Genomic DNA, 18,907 nt, shown 5'->3' with positions numbered 1-18,907 from the left:
GGGCAAAGGTAGCCCATCTGAGACAAAAACATCTAGAACAGGAGAACCATACGCATGAAGCAGCATTTACGTCAAATTCACCCTTTAGCCTGGACCATCATTGTTGGAACGATGTTTGGACGTCTTGTTACGTCCATGAGCATCCCGTTTTTATCCATTTATCTGACTCAGGTACTGGGAGCTACACCCACACAGACTGGAATTACCGTCGCGGTCAGTTCTCTGGCGGGGGTTATGGTCAGCTTTTATGGAGGTTATATTTCCGATCGAATCGGCCGCAAAGTGGTCATGATGGTCTCCGTATTTGGCTGGGCCTGTGTTTTCTTCATTTTTTCAGCAGCTGAGCATCTGTGGGTATTTTTTGTGGCGAATACGTTAAACGGTTTATGCCGCGCCGTGTTTGAGCCCACGTCACGTGCACTTCTATCGGATATTACTCCACCACAAAATAAACTGCTTGTCTTCAACCTCAGATATGCGGCCATTAATTTGGGTGTCGTGTTTGGACCGATTATCGGTCTTCAGCTTGGATCAGCGGAGTCTACATTTCCGTTCATGATCTCCGGGTTGGTATATATCGTTTACGGCTTGGTTTTGTTCCTGCAATTTCGATTGCAGCGTGCAAATCTGCCGGAACATGTTCAGGTCGCAGCACCTCGTTTACGAGATGCACTGGCTACTACGGGACGCGACCGTGTATTTTTGCCAGTACTTATCGGAACTACGTTTTGCGTACTCGGGTATGGGCACTTTAGCTCGACCTTGGCTCAGTATGTGGCCCAGAATCCTCTCTTTGAACATGGAAGTCAAGTGTTTTCCTATATGCTTTCACTCAATGCGTTGACTGTGCTTGTAATCCAATTCCCGATTGTGCGAGTGGCCAGCAAATTCCCGCCGGTTGTACCCCTCATACTTGGAAACGTGCTGGTCGCAACAAGTCTGTTCCTGTTTGGCATAGCTGAAGGTGTTATGCTGCTGATGATCAGTGTCATTCTGTTCACCATTGGGGAAGTGCTCATGTTCACCATGATGGATATGCTGATTGACCGTATTGCCAAACCTGAATGGAAAGGGACCTACTTTGGCACGATTGGATTCAATAACTTGGGGAGCGTCATGGCACCGATTCTTGGAGGGCTCCTATTAACCCAATTTGGGACGGGGAATGGTCTGTTCGTTTTTGTACCGCTGGCACTGACCACTGCACTTGGACTGCCTTTTCTTATCGTAGCGCATAAGCGCCTTGTCATCAGGGAGAAGGAGACCACACCCATACAAGTGAGTGCCTAGCTTAAGTGATGCCAGTTGCATGGCACTTAGGCAACAGCTTTTTAACTTTTTTTGAGAAAGGTAACTTTCAATGAGAAACCAACGTTTAATTAGTTAAACATCATGGAGGTTCCAAATGATATTTAAAAAGTTCACTCTAACATTGCTGGCGTGTGCTATGTTTGCCGCGTTTTCAACGCCGAGTTTAGCTGAGAATGCCACACTCGAGATTGGGACTGGCGTATTGTCCAATAACCGGGTGCTAATTCCTTTGAGGGTTGTGTCCAGCAACTTGGAGGCAGATGTAACGTGGTATAAGGATGGGAAGAGCATTCGAATTAAAACGGATGAAAAAGAAATTTGGCTTGTGGTTAACTTTAAAAATGCGAGAGTGAATGAACAGATAATCAAAATGGATTCTCCTGTTGAAATAATTGGAAATACAGCATATGTTCCGCTGCGATTTGTCAGCCAAACGTTAGGAGCCAAGCTAGAGTGGAATCCACAAACTAAACAGGCAACCATCGACTTGAATAAACAAAACATGATTGTAAGTATGCAAGAGGAGACCATCCAAATACCTGATTCTGTGAAAATAACAAAGGGACGAATAAATGTTTTGTCAGAGAAATTGAATGAAATTTCAGGCTTGTCTCAGATCAAGCAGGTCAGTACGTATTTCAAGCCTTATTTCACTGAAGATTTAATCCAATTTATTCTCAAGAGACAGGATCTAGTAAGTGATTGGATGGTATATGATGCTCCAGAGACTTCCGTTTATTATACAAGCAGTACAACAGCGACATTATCCCAATCGTTCGTAATCGGAAATACATTAACGGGTGATTCTCATTATGTAAATGATCGAAATATTGAACTTGTTTACCGTAATGGTGTATGGAAAGTGAATCAGTTAATGTTTAATCTCAGAGAAATTCCCTATCTGGGTTATGATCGTTGAAATCGCCGCATAAGATGTTCAGTGGCATGAAGGAAATAACAATTGAGTTAATATTATCTTGACGGATTACAGTAGAGCGAATACAATAAACAACAAATATGTGTGACGGGTGGTTAAGATGAACATGTTCCAGACAGGGCGCATTCTGAATCGATAACTGAATACGCATGAGCAAGTGACTTAACCAATGTTTTTTTGTGTTGGCGTTTAGACAGTCATGTTTGTGCACCCCTGTCGTGGACGCTCATCATTATTGCGTGCAGAGGAGAAATCCGGAAACGCTTCTTATTTCATATGATTCTCTTATTGTTACAAGCTGTAGATGACATTAGTTCATCTATGGCTTTTTTGCATGCATTTCACCCAATTTGTTGCACATAGAAGGGAGATGTTGTAGTACTTTTTGGCGGGAAATCACCCCAAGGGGAGAAAGAGAGGCAACGATATGAAACGACCTAATCAAAGTTATACCATTTGGTTTTCCCAACGAACCGGCAGTACTCTGCTGGGTGAAGCCTTAAGTTCTACGGGTGTGGCAGGATATCCGAGCGAGTGGCTGCATTATCAGCATAAGAGCCCAGACACATTAAAGCGTGAAGATCTGGAGCAGATCTGGGATCAGGGAACAACATCGAACGGAGTATTCGGAATCAAAATTAATTTTGAACAACGATGGATTGACGCATTCCGAAGTCTCTATAGTCTGCCAACAACGTTATCGCGGGCTGAGGTATGGAGTACGGGCTTCCCTAATTGCACCAAGCATATTTACATGACGCGTCGCAACAAAGTCAGATTGGCTGTGTCATGGTGGAGAGCCATTGTCTCGGGTGAATGGCACCGCAAGCACGGAGACAGCCCTCAGTTACAAGATATTGCAGATCAATATAACTTTGATGCGATTAAACATCTGCTTGTGGAGAGTAATATGTGCGAAGCAGCAATTGAAGAATTCCTGTCCGAGTCAGGTATTGTGCCGTTGACAATTGTTTATGAGGATTTTATACAGGATTACGAAGGGACCGTCATGAAAGTGCTAGCGTTTTTGGATGTTCAAACTGACGGTGTGACCGTTTCGCCCCCTTTCTTTGACCCGATCGCAGACGAGATTTCTGAACAATGGGTGCAAAGATTTCGGGAAGAATGCCAGAGGGATTGGGAGAATGTCAAATGGTAAACACAATTGGTAAGATTCATCCACGAGTTGGAAATGTTGCATTTATTGTTGTTATGTATGATTCATCTTAGTGAGGGAGCAAAATGCTTTGAATCACCACAATGAAAAGAATTGTTATACGAAGGGGTGAGGGGTTATGCCCAAAACAGAGAAACGCTCCATGTCCTGGCTGCTGCAATATCTAAAACCAGTCAAAGGCCGATTGGCCATACTTATGGTGATGTTGCTAACGTCAACAGGGCTGCAGCTCCTGAATCCACAGATTATCAAACGATTCATTGATACAGCGGCAAGTGGGGGAATCCTTTCTAACCTGATCCAGCTTGCCGGATTGTTTCTAATTGTTGCCGTCGTAAATCAATTGATTACAGTAGCCGTGAGTTATCTGGGGAATGATGTGGCCTGGCGAGCAACGAACCGGTTACGGGGAGATCTCCTGAAGCATTGTCTGCGTCTGGATATGCGGTTTCATAATGTGAAGACGCCGGGAGAGATGATAGAACGGGTGGATGGTGATGTGACGAGTATCTCCAACTTCTTCGCGATGTTCATTGTGCAGGTGGTGGGGAGCTTTGTCTTGCTTGCCGGAATTCTCGGATTTATGTTCACTGTAAACGTACCGATTGCGATCGTCATGACGGTGTTTACATTATTATCGATTCTATTTATGGTGTTCATTCGGAACCTAGGAGTAAACTCTTCCAAAAATGAGCGGGAAGCGAGTGCATCCTTGTTCGGATTAATTGAAGAGCGTATTGCGGGAATTGAAGATGTTCAAGCGAACGGGCATGTCCCGTATGTGATGAATCGCTTTTATCGTACGATGCGTGTTGTATTTCAAAAAGGAAGGAAAGCCTGGCTGCTTCGGGTAATTCCATGGAATACGACGGTCATTCTGTTCGCACTTGCAGTCACGGCAGTACTTCTGCTCGGTGTTCATTATTACATGCAAGGCATCATCAGCATCGGAACCCTGTTTCTGATATATCAATACACACAGATGCTTAATGATCCGATTGAGATGCTGGGCGATCAGGTTCAAGAGTTTCAGAAGGCGAAATCAGGTATGCTTCGATCAAGAGAACTGTTGTCTTTACGCAGCGAGATCGAGAACGGAAGAGAAGATCAGCTGCCAGAAGGGCCGCTTGGTCTGGAATTCAAACAGGTGAACTTCAGTTATAACGAAGATAAACCTGTATTGCAGAATATTAACTTTGCCATTAAACCTGGCGAACGACTTGGCATTATCGGTCGTACCGGTAGCGGAAAATCAAGTCTCAGTCGGGTACTTCTGCGCCTGTACAATCTGGATAGCGGAACAATTCGTGTGGGTGGCAAAGATATTACAGAGCTTACCTTGCCTGCACTTTACCGCAGGGTTGGTATGGTTACTCAGGATGTACAGCTGTTCGACGGTACGTTGCGAGACAATTTAACGCTGTTCAATCAGGATGTCTCGGATCAGATCATTAAGGAGACAACGGATCGACTTGGATTAAGTCATTGGATTGAATCACAACCGGCAGGGTTGGACACCCATCTGAAGGCAGGTGGTTCTTCATTGTCCGCTGGGGAAGCTCAATTGTTTGCCTTGACGCGAGTATTTCTGACTGAACCAAGTCTGGTTATTCTCGATGAGCCTTCCTCACGGCTGGATGCTGCTACAGAGAGCATGCTTCAGTCTGCCATTGATCAGTTAATGAAGCAATGTACGGGAATTATTATTGCACATCGCCTGGCTACTCTGGAGAAGGTCGATCAGATTATGGTACTGGGTGATGGCAAGGTACTGGAATTCGGAGCCAGAGAAGAGCTCGCCAGCGATCCGGCGTCACATTATGCCAGATTGCTGATTACAGGGCGAGAGGAGGAATTGGCGTGAATGTAACAGGATTCATAGGCCGTTTATTTCGATTCAGGCCTTTTCTATTTTTGATCAACGGATTGTCATGGTGCATATTCCATTCTTTGCCGCTGGCAATAGGGATCGGGATGCAGTGGTTCTTTGACCGGGCAACGACGGGTTCCAGTGATTATATGTGGCTGGCAGCTCCGCTGATCTTCATTGCTTTGATCAGAGCGGTAAGAGTAGGGACGTTTTTTGCCGCATTCTATGCATGGATCACGTACATTTACCATATTCAAGCCATTCTGCGTACCAATATGCTCGCTGGGATTATGCGCTGGCCAGGACGTAATCTGCCGGCTTCACCGGGGGAGGCGATGAGTCGCTTTCGGGATGATGTGGATGAAGTAGTTGAGTACGTAGAATCCTGGGTGGATTTTTGGGGAAGGCTCGTGTTCGCTATTGTATCCATCGTCATCATGGCGAACATTAATTGGAAAATCACTTTGGTAGCTGTGTTGCCACTGGTAATCGTAACGTTGCTGAATAACTTGTCTGGTAATCGGGCTCGTCGATATGCACAGGTCAATCGTGAGTCGACAGGACGAATCACCAGTTTCATTGCTGAAACCTTTGGGGCTGTGCAGGCACTGAAACTTGGGCAGGCAGAAGAGCATGTCTCTACTCGCTTTAACAAACTCAATGAAGAACGTCGTCAAGCTGCACTCCGGGATAATCTGTTCAAACAGTGGATGAGATCACTTAATCAGCATGTGCTCAGTATCTGTACAGGTCTCATTCTCCTGATGTGTGCGGCCGAGATGAAATCCGGCAATTTCACCGTAGGTAATTTTGCCTTGTTCACCAGTTATCTTGCCAATATTGGCTTTAGCATTTCATTGTTTGGCTATATGGTATTCCAGCATAAACGGCTCAAAGTATCTTTTGACCGCATGCGAACCCTGTTTCGTCCTGGGGAGGAAGACCGGATCATGGATTTCAGAGAGACGTATCTGAATGAAGATCCGCCTGAGCTACCTAATGAACAGAGAGATCCCAAAGAGAAGCTAAGAGAGCTGGAAATCAGCAATCTGGCGTACCAATATCCTCATTCTGCAAATGGAATAGAGGATATCAGCTTCCGTGTGCAGCGGGGACAATTTCTGGTCATCACTGGACGGATCGGTTCTGGCAAGTCGACTCTGGTCCGCACACTTCTGGGACTGCTGCCCAAACAGGAGGGTACGATTCGCTGGAATGGCAAAGATGTCGATCCCGCTACCTTTCTGATGCCGCCTAGAGCAGCATATACGCCGCAAGTACCTCGATTGTTCAGTGATACGCTGAAAGAGAATATTGTTCAGGGCAAACAGGGTCGTACGGAAGTCGCACTTGCAAAAGCCATTCGATTGGCTGTTATGGATAAGGATATTCAAAACCTGGATCAAGGACTCGAAACGTCCGTAGGTCCAAGAGGTGTCATGCTGTCAGGCGGTCAAATTCAGCGCGCGGCTACCGGACGTATGCTGATGACGGAAGCAGACCTTTTCATCTTCGATGATCTGTCCAGTGCGCTGGATGTGGAAACCGAGCAACAGGTCTGGGAAGGTTTATTCGAGGAGCCAGATGTCACATGTATTGCGGTATCTCATCGAAGAGCAGCACTTGCGAAGGCAGATCATATCATCGTCATGAAGGATGGACGAATTGAGGCCGAGGGCAGCTTATCAGATTTGCTTGCTACTAATGAAGAGATGCAGCTACTTTGGCAAGGTGAGCAAACACCGGTTAAAGTGGGATAGGATAAGATATACGATTTATAACAAATGAAAAAAGCCGTACAGACAACTCTTTTGGAAAGAGTTGAGATCTGTACGGCTTTTATTATTGCTCATTTGGTCAATCTTTATTTGATCAGCGGTGCAATCAATGAATACGCAATGATGACCAGGAAGATAATCGTGATGTGATTAATGGAGAAAATAAACATTTTATGCGACCATTTCTTGGTTTCTTTCTTATCGAAAGTTGCCACACTAAGAATAAGCCAAGCTAAACTTACCAGAAACGCAACAATGGCAATGAACGGACTCATCGGCCAGAACAAGAAGCTGGAGAACAACAACAATACCAGATAAACATTCGTCTGGATGTATGTTCGTCTGATACCTTTTACAACAGGAAGCATCGGAACGCCAGCCGCTTTGTATTCATCAAATCTCCGGATGGCAATGCCATAGAAGTGAGGCATCTGCCACAACAGCATGGTAACAACCAAAGCCCAAATTTCATAATGACCCAGCTCTGGTGAAATGGCTGCCCAACCGATAAGTGGAGGAACAGCACCTGAAAGACTTCCTACTTCCGTATTGTATACCGTTGTCCGCTTGGTCCACATGGTATAAGGGAACACGTACAACAACAGTCCCAATATGCCGAATACGGCTGCCGAAGGGGAAGCGATATACAACATGATGCCCCCGATAATCGTAATAGCAATACCGAGGATCAAACCTGTTTTGGTATCTACACGACCAGTTACCGTTGGGCGTGTTTTGGTGCGTTCCATGATCGCATCGATATCCCGATCATACAAATTGTTAAACACCCCGGCCGCTCCAATAATCAGGGAAGACCCGATAACAGAGAGGATAATGGGTACAATATTTGCTAAAATAGATGCATCAAATACATACAAAGCCAAACTTAAACCGGCAAACATGGCGATCAGATTGGATTTGATGATTCCGATCTTGATCGTATCAAAAAATACTTTCGGAATCGAGCTAGTATACTCCAGGCTGATTTCGGGCCGTGCCCCTTTATTCAATGTTTTCAAGAACTCACTTCCTATATCTATACTTATATATCTCGTGGTTTTATTATAGCACTCAATACAGTATGTGAATTAATTAACGATTTAGTATTTAAAATAATGTCATTTGATTGTGAACAATTTAAAAACAAGGTTTTTTTTAATTGTTAAAAATGATTTTCTGTGATACAGGTCATTGAAACCAAATAGCAGGGATAACAAGAGAAGCATATTTTTCTTGCATGTTGAGCATTATTTGTTTATTGTAGATATAAGAGATCTTTAATTGTATTAAGTGATCTCGTCTTGCATTGTTTCTATTAAAGAACAGTTGCAGAGACAAGATGTAATCAGTATAGGGCTTTTTTTGTAACGATAAAGGATATTAAATATCTGGAAAGGGTGTTAAATATGGATCAAAAGATGGATGTATTAATTATAGGCGGAGGACCAGCAGGTCTTAATGCTGCACTTGTACTAGGACGAGCTCGCAAACATGTTGTGGTCATAGATGATGAACGCCCACGTAATTGGGTTACGCGTGAAACACACGGTTTCCTGACAAGAGATGGTGCAAGTCCACGTGAATTTCGGAAGGTTGCGAAAGAACAGATTAGCGCTTTTCCGTCCGTTCATTTTGCAGGGGACACAGCGACTTCAGTGACAGGAACAGATGGTGATTTTCAAGTTACAACGGCCCAAGGAGAAGTCTATCGCACAAAGAAAATTTTGTTTGCAGTTGGAAAAAAAGACCTTCCTCTAGATATTAACGGGTTGAAAGAGGTATATGGCAAGAGTGCTTTTGTCTGCCCTTATTGCGATGGTTGGGAATTAAGAGATCAACGGCTTGTCATCATTGTGAATGGAGCCAAGGCATTTCATATGGCCAAGACGATCTCGGGCTGGACAAGCGAGTTTACCATTTGCACGAATGGACCTGATGAATTGACGGATGAGCAGAGGGAGGAATTGAAGCAGCATGGTGTCCCGATATGGGACTCTCCAATTCAATCTATTGAATCAAGCGATGGTATGGTGCAGCAAGTGGTGTTAGAAGATGGTACCGAAATCTCGTGCACCGGGATTTTCTTTGGACCGAAACTAACGGCTGGATCAGAACTTCCGCAGACGATAGGCTGTGAGGTTACGGATGCGGGTACAGTCGTTGTAGATGATTTCGGCAAAACAACCGTACCGGGTCTGTTCAGCGCTGGAGATGCAGCATCGGAGTTGTACCAGGCCATTACTGCGGCGTCCCTTGGTGCATTAACCGCTGTAACGATTAACAGTGAACTTAATATGGAAGCCTGGGATGAGCGCGGTAAACATTTAAACCCGTAGAATTACGATGTACAATTTCTTGTCCAGTACTTTGCACAAACGATAAGTCAACAAAATAGATCTGATCAAAAAGGGAATGCAAAAAAGCAATTCCCTTTTTGTGTTTAATCATCTTTTAGTAGATCTTTATTAGTTCTTCTCCATCGATAAGTGGACTAGTTCCGACCGTTTTTGTCATAAACCCAATATTTGATTTTCATTTGTTTACGGTTTATTATTGTATCAAATGATAGATAATACTATCATTTTAAACTCTGGGAGAGGGTGTTTAAAATGAGTATTGCAACTAACGTTCCACAGCCCAAAATGTATGGACCACTCGGGAATCTGCCCTTGATTGATAAAGAGAAACCAACATTGTCCCTTGGGAAATTAGCTGAGGAGTATGGACCGATATATCGACTGACTGTTCCTGGTTATTCCGGTTTGATCGTATCTGGCCCAGATCTGGTAGCTGAATTATGTGACGTATCTCGATTTGATAAATTTGTATACAATGAACTCGAGAATGTACGTGCCTTTGGAGGTGATGGTTTATTTACAAGCAGAACATCCGAGCCAAACTGGAAAAAGGCACATAATATTTTGCTTCCCACCTTTAGTAAACAGGCGATGAAGGGTTATCATCCGATGATGGTCGACATAGCCGAACAATTGATAAACAAATGGGCACGTTTGAATTCCAACGACACCATTGATGTAGCAGATGACATGACACGTCTTACGCTGGATACCATTGGACTGTGTGGTTTCAATTATCGATTTAACAGCTTTTACAGACAGGATCACAGTCCTTTTATCGAAAGTATGGTTCGTGCATTAAATGAGGCTATGCAAAAAAGCTCACGCTTGAAAATCCAAAATCTGCTGATGGTGAAAACCAAGCGACAGTTCGAGGAAGACATCCAAACGATGTTCTCATTGGTCGATCAGATTATTGAGGAACGTAAAGCAAGTGCTGCTCCTGAAGAGGTTGACTTGCTCGCTCGTATGCTGAATGGCAAAGATCCGGAAACCGGAGAAACGCTGGACGATGAGAATATTAGGTATCAGATTATTACGTTCCTCATAGCCGGACATGAAACGACGAGTGGTTTGTTATCTTTTGCCCTTTATTTTTTGCTGAACAATTCAGAAGCACTTCAAAAGGCCCATGATGAGGTGGATCGGGTGTTGGTAAGTGACTCTCCACAGTACGAGGAAATCCTTCAGCTCCCATATATCCGCATGATTCTCAGTGAATCGCTGCGTCTATGGCCAACCGCTCCCGGATTTGACGTCTATGCCAAAGAAGACACTGTCATCGGTGGCAAATATCCGCTGAAAAAAGGGGAGAGCTGTAGTATTCTTCTGCCTCAGCTTCACCGTGACAAAGGAGCCTGGGGAGAGGATGCAGAGCTATTCCGGCCGGAACGTTTTGAAGATACGACTCAAGTGCCTCATCATGCGTATAAACCGTTTGGCAATGGGGAGAGAGCATGTATCGGTATGCAGTTTGCTCTATATGAAGCAACCCTTGTACTCGGTATGGTACTAAAACATTTTGAACTGGTTGACTATAGTGATTATAAGTTGGATGTGAAACAAACGTTAACGTTAAAACCAGGCGATTTTCGAATTCAGGTGAGAGTACGTACTGTATCATCGAAACTGATTGCTTCTGTTGCACCCTCGAATGAAAAGCCGAATCAGGGTATTCATACAAATGTAACTGGTCATAGCCCTATTATGGAATCTATGACGACTTCAACTCCGGTAAATGCCAATCCAACATTACTGGTACTATATGGCTCCAATCTGGGGACGGCAGAAGGCATTGCCAGAGTTTTTGCAGAGAAAGCCCGTACCTATGGAATTCCAAGCGAAGCCGCAGCATTGAATGAATGGATTGGCCGTCTGCCCAATAAGGGGATCGTTCTCATCGTGACAGCTTCGTATAATGGTAAACCTCCGCAAAATGCAGCGGCATTTATCGAGTGGTTAAAGGAAGCCGAGTCAGAGAAGGTGCAAGGTGTGACCTATGCAGTTCTGGGCTGCGGGGATCGGAGCTGGTCTGGTACCTACCAGAGCATTCCTCGATTGGTCGATGAGAAGCTTGCGAGCTTGGGAGGCAACAGGCTGATAACTCGGGGAGAAGTCGATGCAGGCGGGGATATGGAGAAACAAGTGGAAGAGTGGAAGCGGGTGTTGTGGCCTCAGATGTTAAACGCGTTGGGGATCAGCGAGGAATCGATGGAGCACTCCTCACGAGGTACACTTCAAATGGAATTCGTTCGCGAGAAAGCCGATCTGCCACTTACACGAACCTACAATGCCAGCTATGCCACTATAGTGGTGAATGAAGAGCTTCAGGCAATGGATAGTGGGCGGAGTACACGTCACATTGAGATGCTGCTGCCTGAAGGCATGACCTATAAAGAAGGCGATCATCTTGGCGTATTGCCCCTGAATGCAGATGAAATCGTGAATCGCATCCTGCATCGTTTTGGATTAAAAGGAGAGGTTCAAATCCAATTAACTTCGAACGAAATACAGTTTACACATCTTCCTCTAAACCGTCCTGTCAAAGTGAATGAATTGCTCCATTCCTGTGTTGAGCTGCAAGCACCTGTTACAAGGGCGCAGCTTCAGGAGCTGGCCAACCATACGGTGTGCCCACCTCATAAACGCGAGCTGGAAGCGATGCTTGAAGAAAACAACTACAGGGAACATATACTTCAAAACAGAACTACCATGCTGGAACTGCTGGAAAAGTATGAAGCCTGTGAGCTGCCGTTTGAAAGATTCCTTGGAATGCTGCCTCCACTCAAGCCCAGGTATTATTCCATATCCAGCTCTCCACACTTCAATGCCAAGCAGGCCAGTATCACGGTGTCCGTTGTGAAAGAGCCTGCATGGAGCGGCAATGGTGAATTCCGTGGTGTGGCTTCATCCTATTTGGCCGAATGCCAGACGGGAGAGAGTATTTCGATGTTTGTACGTACGCCAGGGTCCGGATTTGAGCTGTCAGAAGAGCCGGATGTTCCAATTATTATGGTTGGTCCAGGGACGGGGGTTGCACCGTTCAGAGGTTTCCTGCAGGCCAGATCTGTGCTGAAAGAGAGAGGATTGCCACTGAGTGAAGCACATTTGTTCTTTGGTTGCAGGAATGATTCAGATTTCATATATCGTCAAGAACTTGAACAATACGAACAGGCAGGCATCGTCAGGCTGCACACCGCTTTTTCGCGTATTGAGGGTACGCCCAAAACGTATGTTCAGCATCTGATGTTACAGGAAGCCGAAGATTTACTTCATTTGCTTGATGCCAAAGGGAAAATCTACGTATGCGGGGATGGAAGCCTTATGGCTCCCGCCGTGGAAGAGACTTTGCGGCAAGCATATCAAAAGGCGAAGGGAGCAACCCGCCAGGAGGCGAAAAATTGGCTCAATCAGCTTCAGTCGGAAGGGCGTTACGTCCAGGATGTGTGGGCAGGTAAACGAGCCGTTGATTCGGCTAAGGCTCCTGTAAGTTGAGAAATGTTAAGATGGAGGCGGCGATAAACCGCCTTTTTCTTATGTCCAAAAACAGCCGCAGATCCGGAGTTTCTAATCCAGATCTGCGGCTGTTTTAATTTGGCTGATACGATCTATTGACAAAGAAAAATTTTTGACGCAGTATAATAAAATAACTTTATAAAGTATATAAATAAAGTAATTGACTAGCATTATTGTGTTTCATTTACTTTTAATTTATATGCAGGGAAGGGATCTATTTATGGCAACTTGGTTTCTTATCATTATCTACCTTGCGTTTATCAGTCTGGGGATTCCGGACTCCCTACTAGGTTCAGCCTGGCCCGTTATGTGGCCTGAACTTGGCGCTTCGTTTGGGTCAGCAGGAATTCTGTCAATGGTCGTTGCAGCGGGAACCATCGTTTCAAGCTTGGCAAGTGGCACGGTGATTCAAAAATGGGGAACAGGCAAGGTTACGTTAATTAGCTGTTGTCTGACTGCCGGAGCACTCCTTGGATTTTCCTTCGCCCCTTCATTGGTGTGGCTCGTCATTCTTGCCATTCCGCTCGGTCTAGGGGCCGGCGCCGTTGATGCTGCACTGAATCATTATGTCGCAGAGCACTACAAGGCACACCATATGAACTGGCTGCACTGTTTCTGGGGTGTTGGCGCGACGTCAGGGCCGATTATTATGTCATATTACATTGCGGAACATCATTCCTGGAGAAGCGGCTATACAGCTGTAGCTGTCGTCCAGTGCTGCCTCGTCCTGATTTTGTTTGCCACGTTGCCGTTGTGGAAGCGTGTTGCTGCAAGTCGGGAGCGTGCGAGTCTGAACAACGAATCAGATCATGGGGAAGCAGACAACACGTTAGTACAGCATGAGGAGAGACCCGAACGGAATGTATTGAAGATTAAGGGAGTCAAAAACTCACTGATTGCATTTCTGTTTTATTGTGGCGTGGAGACGACGGTTGGTTTATGGGGAGCCAGCTATCTGGTAGGAGCAAGAAACATTTCGGCAGAAACGGCTGCGGGATGGATCTCCTTATACTACGGTGGTATTACGATGGGCAGGTTGATAACAGGCTTTATCACGTTAAAAATAAAAAATCGGGTGTTAATTCTGGCGGGTCAAGTGACTGCCATTGTAGGCGGAATCATCTTGCTGCTTCCATTATCCATTTCGTTTGCGCTGGCTGGATTTATGTTAATTGGATTGGGGCTTGCACCCATCTATCCCGGACTTCTTCATGAAACTCCAGCTCGATTCGGCAAAGCGAATTCTGCCCGATTGATGGGATACCAGATGGCACTGGCATACACAGGAACTACATTGCTTCCTCCGCTTTTTGGCGTTCTTGCTGCGAAAACCAATATCGGATTTTTCCCTCTGGTTGTACTTGTTTTCCTTATCCTAATGCTAGCCAGCTCAGAGCAAGTGAATCGTATTTTGAAAAAGAGGATTCTAAATGGGTAGAGCTGTTACGGGTGTAACAAGCAACAAGTCATACAACATTCCATTTAAAAAATGATACACCAAAAAAGCGAGGATCAATCCTCGCTTTTTTTATTTTGCAGAATCACAGAGTCATTACAACTCGTAGAGCTGCTCGTATTTTTCCGTTAAGTAATGAATTAATGGAGCGGTATCAATACTTTTTCCGGTGATGGACTTGATTAGCTCGTCCGCCGATCTTGATTTACCAAATTGATGAATATGAGTTGTTAGCCATCCGGTAATTGTCTCAATATGATCTGATTCAATCAAATGATCATAATCGGGAAGTTCGCGGCGGATGACTTTGTGTATTTGTGCAGCATAGACAAACCCAAGTGTATAGGAAGGGAATAATCCAAAGCCGGCGCTCCAGTGTCCATCCTGTAAAATGCCTTCCAGATGAGTCGGGGGACGAATGCCCAGATATTCCTCATATTTATCATTCCATGCTTCAGGCAATCCTTCGTAATCCACTTCTCCAGCAATAATGGCTTGCTCCAACTCATACCGAATAATGAGATGCAGGTTGTAGGTAAGTTCGTCGGCCTCAAAACGGTTAAACGACGGTTTTACTGCATTTAAAGCAAAATAAAAGTCATCCAAACTCACATGGCCAAACGTTTCAGGTTTGATTTTTTGCAAAATAAAATAGTTGTTTTCCCAGAAGCCTTTATGTCTGCCAATGAATTTCTCGAAAAAGATCGATTGGGATTCATGAATGCCGTACGAAGTGAAGATCCCAAGTCCAGTATGTATCAGGTTGGGGTCAATATTCTGTGTATAGAGTGAGTGCCCTCCTTCATGTAAAGCACTCCACAAGGAAACGCGAACGTCATTTTCAACAAATTTGGCTGCAAGACGTGCATCGTAAGGATTGATGGCAGAACTGAATGGGTGCACGGTTGAACCGAATTGCCCGGCATCAAAGTCGTAGCGAATGGCTTGTAACAGCTCGATCCCAAGCTGCCGCTGCTGTTCAAGTGGGAAGGGATGGTTGAATATGGATGTGTCCGGTTGTTTAGCGGAAGAGGTGACGCGACGGATCAGTGGTATAAGAGCAGATTTCAGCTCACTGAAAATGCGATCCAACGTTACCTTGTCCAGGTCAGGATCAAACTGCTGTACGAGTGGATCGTATGCATGCTGCTCGTATCCCCAGTATCCGGCAAACTTCAAGCTTGCATCGAAGATCTGTTTCAAATGCGGAGCGAAAATGGAAAAATCATTGGCAGCTCTGGCTTCCAGCCAAGCGGCGTTTGCAAGACCTTGCTGCTGTACAAATGCCTGATATTCCCCTATTGGAATGGCGCTCCAGCGTTTATACGTTTTCCAATGCTCTGCAATAATTCGCTTGGATAGCTCATCAAGGTCCTCTTGTTGTGCTGTTTCTTCTAATCGCAAACCGAAATCAGAATCGGTCTGTAACTTGAATAGTTCTCCAGCCAATGTTGCTTTGGCTCGTGCGGCGTAGGATGCGCCCTTTGGAGGTGCCCCTGTGCGAGCATCCCAGGCAAGCAGGGTTTGTACCTGTTTATAATGTTCGATCTTCTCGATATGTGCCGCAAGTGCAGCATCCAAGCGTTGTATTGTTGTCATGTTCATGACTCCTTCCAGATAAAGGATGAAATTTAAGTTGTATATTACCATCGGAATAGTTGGAAGTACAGAGAATCACGCTTTTTCGTAGATTACAAAAAATGAATTAACACATTACGATTGCTTATTTTACAAAAGACCTCTGTTCCCTTAGCCTAAAAATACCAATTTTCACTAATCCGACATGAACACTTGTATATCATTCAGGGCAGTGAAATTGGATTTAACATTATGCATGAGAGCGAGAGGGGTTACATGATGAGAAAACATACCAAGCCTGCTTTAATGATGATTCTGGCATTCCTGCTTCTGGCAGGTTGCGCTTCAGGTGGAGAGGGCCAGCAGAGTACACAGGCCTCTTCAACAACCGGTGAAACTCCAGCACAGCAGACATCGGCAGAAGGCAAGACAGGCGGGGCACTGAACATTGGCTATCCAACACAACCAGTCACACTGGATGCACATGTGTCTTCCAATACAGCGGTCAAGGATATTTCACGCGAGATCTATGAGCAGCTGGTAACGTTGGATAAAAATGCACAGGTCATTCCGCTGCTGGCAGAATCCTATGAGATTAGCGACGACAAGTTATCCTATACATTCCATCTGCGCCAAGGTGTGAAGTTTCATAATGGCAAGGAACTGCACGCGGAGGACGTAGTTGCTTCATTGAATCGCTGGATCAAACTGTCAAGTCATGGTAAAGCGAACTTTGTGGGTGCCGAGGCCAAAGAAACGGACCCATATACCGTCGTACTTCAATTGAAAACACCATTTCTGCTAACACTGCAACTTCTTGCTGATCCGATTCCAGCAGCGGCGATCTACCCGAAAGAAGTGGTTGATGAAGCAGATGATAAAGGTATCAAATCATTCATCGGTACAGGTCCGTTTCAATTGGAGGAGTGGAAGCAGGATCAGTATATTCATTTGAAAAAATATGACGATTACTCCGCCCGTGCCGAGCCGAGTGATGGAGCAGGTGGCAAAAAGGAAGCACTGGTCGATGACCTGTACTTCCGCTTCGTAACAGACGAGTCAACCCGTCTTGCCGGGATTACTTCCGGGGAATACGACATTGCGCTGAATATCTCTGTGGATAATGAACAGCAGATTGCGGACAATCCCGACTTGCAAACCTTCCTCAGTCCGGGAGGCATGATTGGATATTTCTACAACAGTAATGACGGCTTGTTCAAGAACGTCAAACTTCGGCAGGCTGTCAATGCCGTTCAGAATGTGGATGACATACTGACATCGGCATTCCGTGATCCACAATTTTATGTGAAGACATCCTCTCTGGTTCTACCGGAATATCCGAACTGGTATTCGGAAGCAGGCAAAGAATCGTACAGCCAAGCTAACGCGGATAAAGCAAAGCAACTGCTTCAGGAAGCAGGCTATAACGGCGAAGAAATCAAAATTTTCACGACGAGAGATTATGTGGATCAATATAACGTGGCGGTTGTTTTGCAGCAGGAGCTGGAGTCGATTGGCGTCAAGGTCAAGCTGGATGTCTATGATTGGCCTACTTTGCAGGAAAAACTCGGCACAGGTACAGGGTGGGATATCTACCCGATGAGTTATGCGTTCCGGCCTACGTTCTACCAGTATGCGTTCTGGGGAGGCGGAGCAGGGCTGCTGAAGAGCGAGAAACTGAGCGAGCTACTTCAAGGAATTCGGACGTCCGATTCAGTAGAGGCCGCAAGGCCGCTCATTGACGAATTGCAGCAATTTGTATGGACCGAAGTTCCATTCTCTCAGATCGGGCACACCAAACAGGTTACAGCGCTATCGAAAAATATCAGTGGTTTCCAGAATATTTTGGGCCCGATCTTCTGGAATACAACCAATAACAAATAGTTAAAAGGAAAGGCAGCGGATGAAAAGGCGTAGCATCGCTACTACAGGAATACGCCTTTCCGTTTGCCATTGGAAAGTGAGGTGGCCCTCATATGGGTGGATATATTGTTCGTCGGTTATTGTCCTTGATACCTGTCCTTTTTGTAGTAGCAATTGTGGTGTTCTCCATTATCCATGTCACACCAGGTGACCCCGCTGCGATTCTGCTGGGTGAAGAGGCAAGCAAAGCCGATATCGATGAGCTAAGAAGCAAGCTGGGCTTGGACAGGCCGATCTATGAGCAATTCGGCATTTGGTTGCTGGGGCTGTTATCCGGGAATTTGGGGGAGTCCATCTTTCTGGACAAACCTGTGACAGAGGCTTTTTTTGAACGACTGGCGCCTACATTGTCCCTTGCGATCATTGCACAGGTGATTGGTGTGTTTCTCGCCTTGTTCCTTGGCATTACAGCAGTCAAGCGAAGAGGGACCATCGTGGACCAATCGGTGATGGGTTTCTCCATGCTGGGAATCTCCATTCCGAGCTTTCTGTTGGGATCACTGCTGGTGATGTTCTTTAGCGTGAAGCTGCGCTGGCTTCCCGTTGCAGGGTATCAACCACTCACAGAGGGTTTGTGGCAGCATATCAAGTATCTGTTGCTCCCTGGCATCGTGCTCGGCATCATTCAGGCAGCGCTCATTACCCGAATGACAAGATCCTCCATCCTGGATGTGATGTCTGGCAATTTTATCAAAACCGCCAAAGCCAAGGGAGTCAAAGAAAAAACGATCGTGTATACACACGCGTTACGCGTTGCATTCATCCCTATTCTCACAGTTATTGGGGAATCATTCGGTGGGCTGGTTACTGGTGCTGCGGTAATAGAAACGCTATTCAATATTCCGGGAGTGGGACAGCTCATCGTCAATTCGATAAGCCGAAGAGATTACTCTGTTATTCAGGGTTCCGTGCTGCTGGTTACGGTTGCTTATGTGTTTGTAAATCTAATCGTTGATTTGTTGTATGGTTTGGTCGATCCACGAGTTCGATTAAGCAAGAGATGA

12 protein-coding genes are annotated in these 18,907 nt (G+C 45.4%); 10 read left to right on the top strand and 2 right to left on the bottom strand.

The window, feature by feature from the left end:
* Window positions 1-54 precede the first annotated feature (54 nt).
* From CS562_RS06620 to CS562_RS06600, 5 genes are all read left to right on the top strand, one after another.
* Window positions 55-1,290, top strand: coding sequence for an MDR family MFS transporter (locus tag CS562_RS06620; RefSeq protein ID WP_076291129.1), 1,236 nt, complete (start codon window positions 55-57; stop codon window positions 1,288-1,290).
* Window positions 1,291-1,405: 115 nt separating this feature from the next.
* On the top strand, window positions 1,406-2,230 hold the full coding sequence (locus CS562_RS06615) for a stalk domain-containing protein (RefSeq protein WP_099854473.1): 825 nt from the start codon (window positions 1,406-1,408) through the stop codon (window positions 2,228-2,230).
* A gap of 445 nt (window positions 2,231-2,675) precedes the next feature.
* Window positions 2,676-3,407: a Stf0 family sulfotransferase gene (locus tag CS562_RS06610; RefSeq protein ID WP_099854470.1), complete on the top strand. Its 732-nt coding sequence runs from the start codon at window positions 2,676-2,678 to the stop codon at window positions 3,405-3,407.
* Window positions 3,408-3,543: 136 nt separating this feature from the next.
* Window positions 3,544-5,289, top strand: a complete 1,746-nt coding sequence (locus CS562_RS06605) for an ABC transporter ATP-binding protein (RefSeq protein WP_099854468.1) — start codon at window positions 3,544-3,546, stop codon at window positions 5,287-5,289.
* Window positions 5,286-7,055 (top strand): ABC transporter ATP-binding protein, encoded by a 1,770-nt coding sequence (locus tag CS562_RS06600; RefSeq protein WP_099854466.1) that lies wholly within the window; start codon window positions 5,286-5,288, stop codon window positions 7,053-7,055. The genes CS562_RS06605 and CS562_RS06600 overlap by 4 nt, the downstream gene beginning before the upstream one ends.
* Window positions 7,056-7,159: 104 nt before the next feature.
* On the opposite strand, the gene cyoE is transcribed toward CS562_RS06600, so the two are convergent.
* Window positions 7,160-8,083: a heme o synthase gene (gene cyoE / locus CS562_RS06595; protein WP_373561693.1), complete on the bottom strand. Its 924-nt coding sequence runs from the start codon at window positions 8,081-8,083 to the stop codon at window positions 7,160-7,162.
* A gap of 396 nt (window positions 8,084-8,479) precedes the next feature.
* On the opposite strand from cyoE, the gene CS562_RS06590 reads away from it, so the two are divergent.
* The 3 genes from CS562_RS06590 (at window position 8,480) to CS562_RS06580 (ending at window position 14,384) form a co-directional block, all read left to right on the top strand.
* Window positions 8,480-9,409, top strand: coding sequence for an NAD(P)/FAD-dependent oxidoreductase (locus CS562_RS06590; RefSeq protein ID WP_099854464.1), 930 nt, complete (start codon window positions 8,480-8,482; stop codon window positions 9,407-9,409).
* Window positions 9,410-9,682: 273 nt separating this feature from the next.
* Window positions 9,683-12,925 (top strand): bifunctional cytochrome P450/NADPH--P450 reductase, encoded by a 3,243-nt coding sequence (locus CS562_RS06585; RefSeq protein ID WP_099854462.1) that lies wholly within the window; start codon window positions 9,683-9,685, stop codon window positions 12,923-12,925.
* A 241-nt stretch (window positions 12,926-13,166) separates the two neighbouring features.
* Window positions 13,167-14,384 (top strand): MFS transporter, encoded by a 1,218-nt coding sequence (locus CS562_RS06580; RefSeq protein WP_099854460.1) that lies wholly within the window; start codon window positions 13,167-13,169, stop codon window positions 14,382-14,384.
* Window positions 14,385-14,498: 114 nt separating this feature from the next.
* On the opposite strand, the gene CS562_RS06575 is transcribed toward CS562_RS06580, so the two are convergent.
* On the bottom strand, window positions 14,499-16,001 hold the full coding sequence (locus CS562_RS06575; RefSeq protein ID WP_180287050.1) for a carboxypeptidase M32: 1,503 nt from the start codon (window positions 15,999-16,001) through the stop codon (window positions 14,499-14,501).
* Window positions 16,002-16,256: 255 nt separating this feature from the next.
* Between CS562_RS06575 and CS562_RS06570 the strand changes: the two genes are divergently transcribed.
* Both CS562_RS06570 and CS562_RS06565 read left to right on the top strand, forming a co-directional pair.
* Window positions 16,257-17,864: an ABC transporter substrate-binding protein gene (locus tag CS562_RS06570; protein ID WP_076288317.1), complete on the top strand. Its 1,608-nt coding sequence runs from the start codon at window positions 16,257-16,259 to the stop codon at window positions 17,862-17,864.
* 92 nt (window positions 17,865-17,956) lie between these two features.
* Window positions 17,957-18,907, top strand: coding sequence for an ABC transporter permease (locus CS562_RS06565; RefSeq protein WP_076288318.1), 951 nt, complete (start codon window positions 17,957-17,959; stop codon window positions 18,905-18,907).

The organism is Paenibacillus sp. LK1 (assembly GCF_002750415.1).
GTDB lineage: Bacteria > Bacillota > Bacilli > Paenibacillales > Paenibacillaceae > Paenibacillus > Paenibacillus taichungensis.
Note: the sequence above shows the minus strand (reverse complement) of the source record. Positions and strands in the feature narration are given on the sequence as shown.

Bases quoted from the DNA above. Each gene is read 5' to 3' on its own strand.
- CS562_RS06565 (WP_076288318.1), top strand. From the start codon at position 17,957: ATGGGTGGATATATTGTTCGTCGGTTATTGTCCTTGATACCTGTCCTT.
- CS562_RS06590 (WP_099854464.1), top strand. From the start codon at position 8,480: ATGGATCAAAAGATGGATGTATTAATTATAGGCGGAGGACCAGCAGGT.
- CS562_RS06610 (WP_099854470.1), top strand. From the start codon at position 2,676: ATGAAACGACCTAATCAAAGTTATACCATTTGGTTTTCCCAACGAACC.
- CS562_RS06580 (WP_099854460.1), top strand. From the start codon at position 13,167: ATGGCAACTTGGTTTCTTATCATTATCTACCTTGCGTTTATCAGTCTG.
- CS562_RS06605 (WP_099854468.1), top strand. From the start codon at position 3,544: ATGCCCAAAACAGAGAAACGCTCCATGTCCTGGCTGCTGCAATATCTA.
- CS562_RS06585 (WP_099854462.1), top strand. From the start codon at position 9,683: ATGAGTATTGCAACTAACGTTCCACAGCCCAAAATGTATGGACCACTC.
- CS562_RS06615 (WP_099854473.1), top strand. From the start codon at position 1,406: ATGATATTTAAAAAGTTCACTCTAACATTGCTGGCGTGTGCTATGTTT.
- CS562_RS06570 (WP_076288317.1), top strand. From the start codon at position 16,257: ATGATGAGAAAACATACCAAGCCTGCTTTAATGATGATTCTGGCATTC.
- CS562_RS06620 (WP_076291129.1), top strand. From the start codon at position 55: ATGAAGCAGCATTTACGTCAAATTCACCCTTTAGCCTGGACCATCATT.
- CS562_RS06575 (WP_180287050.1), bottom strand. From the start codon at position 16,001: ATGACAACAATACAACGCTTGGATGCTGCACTTGCGGCACATATCGAG.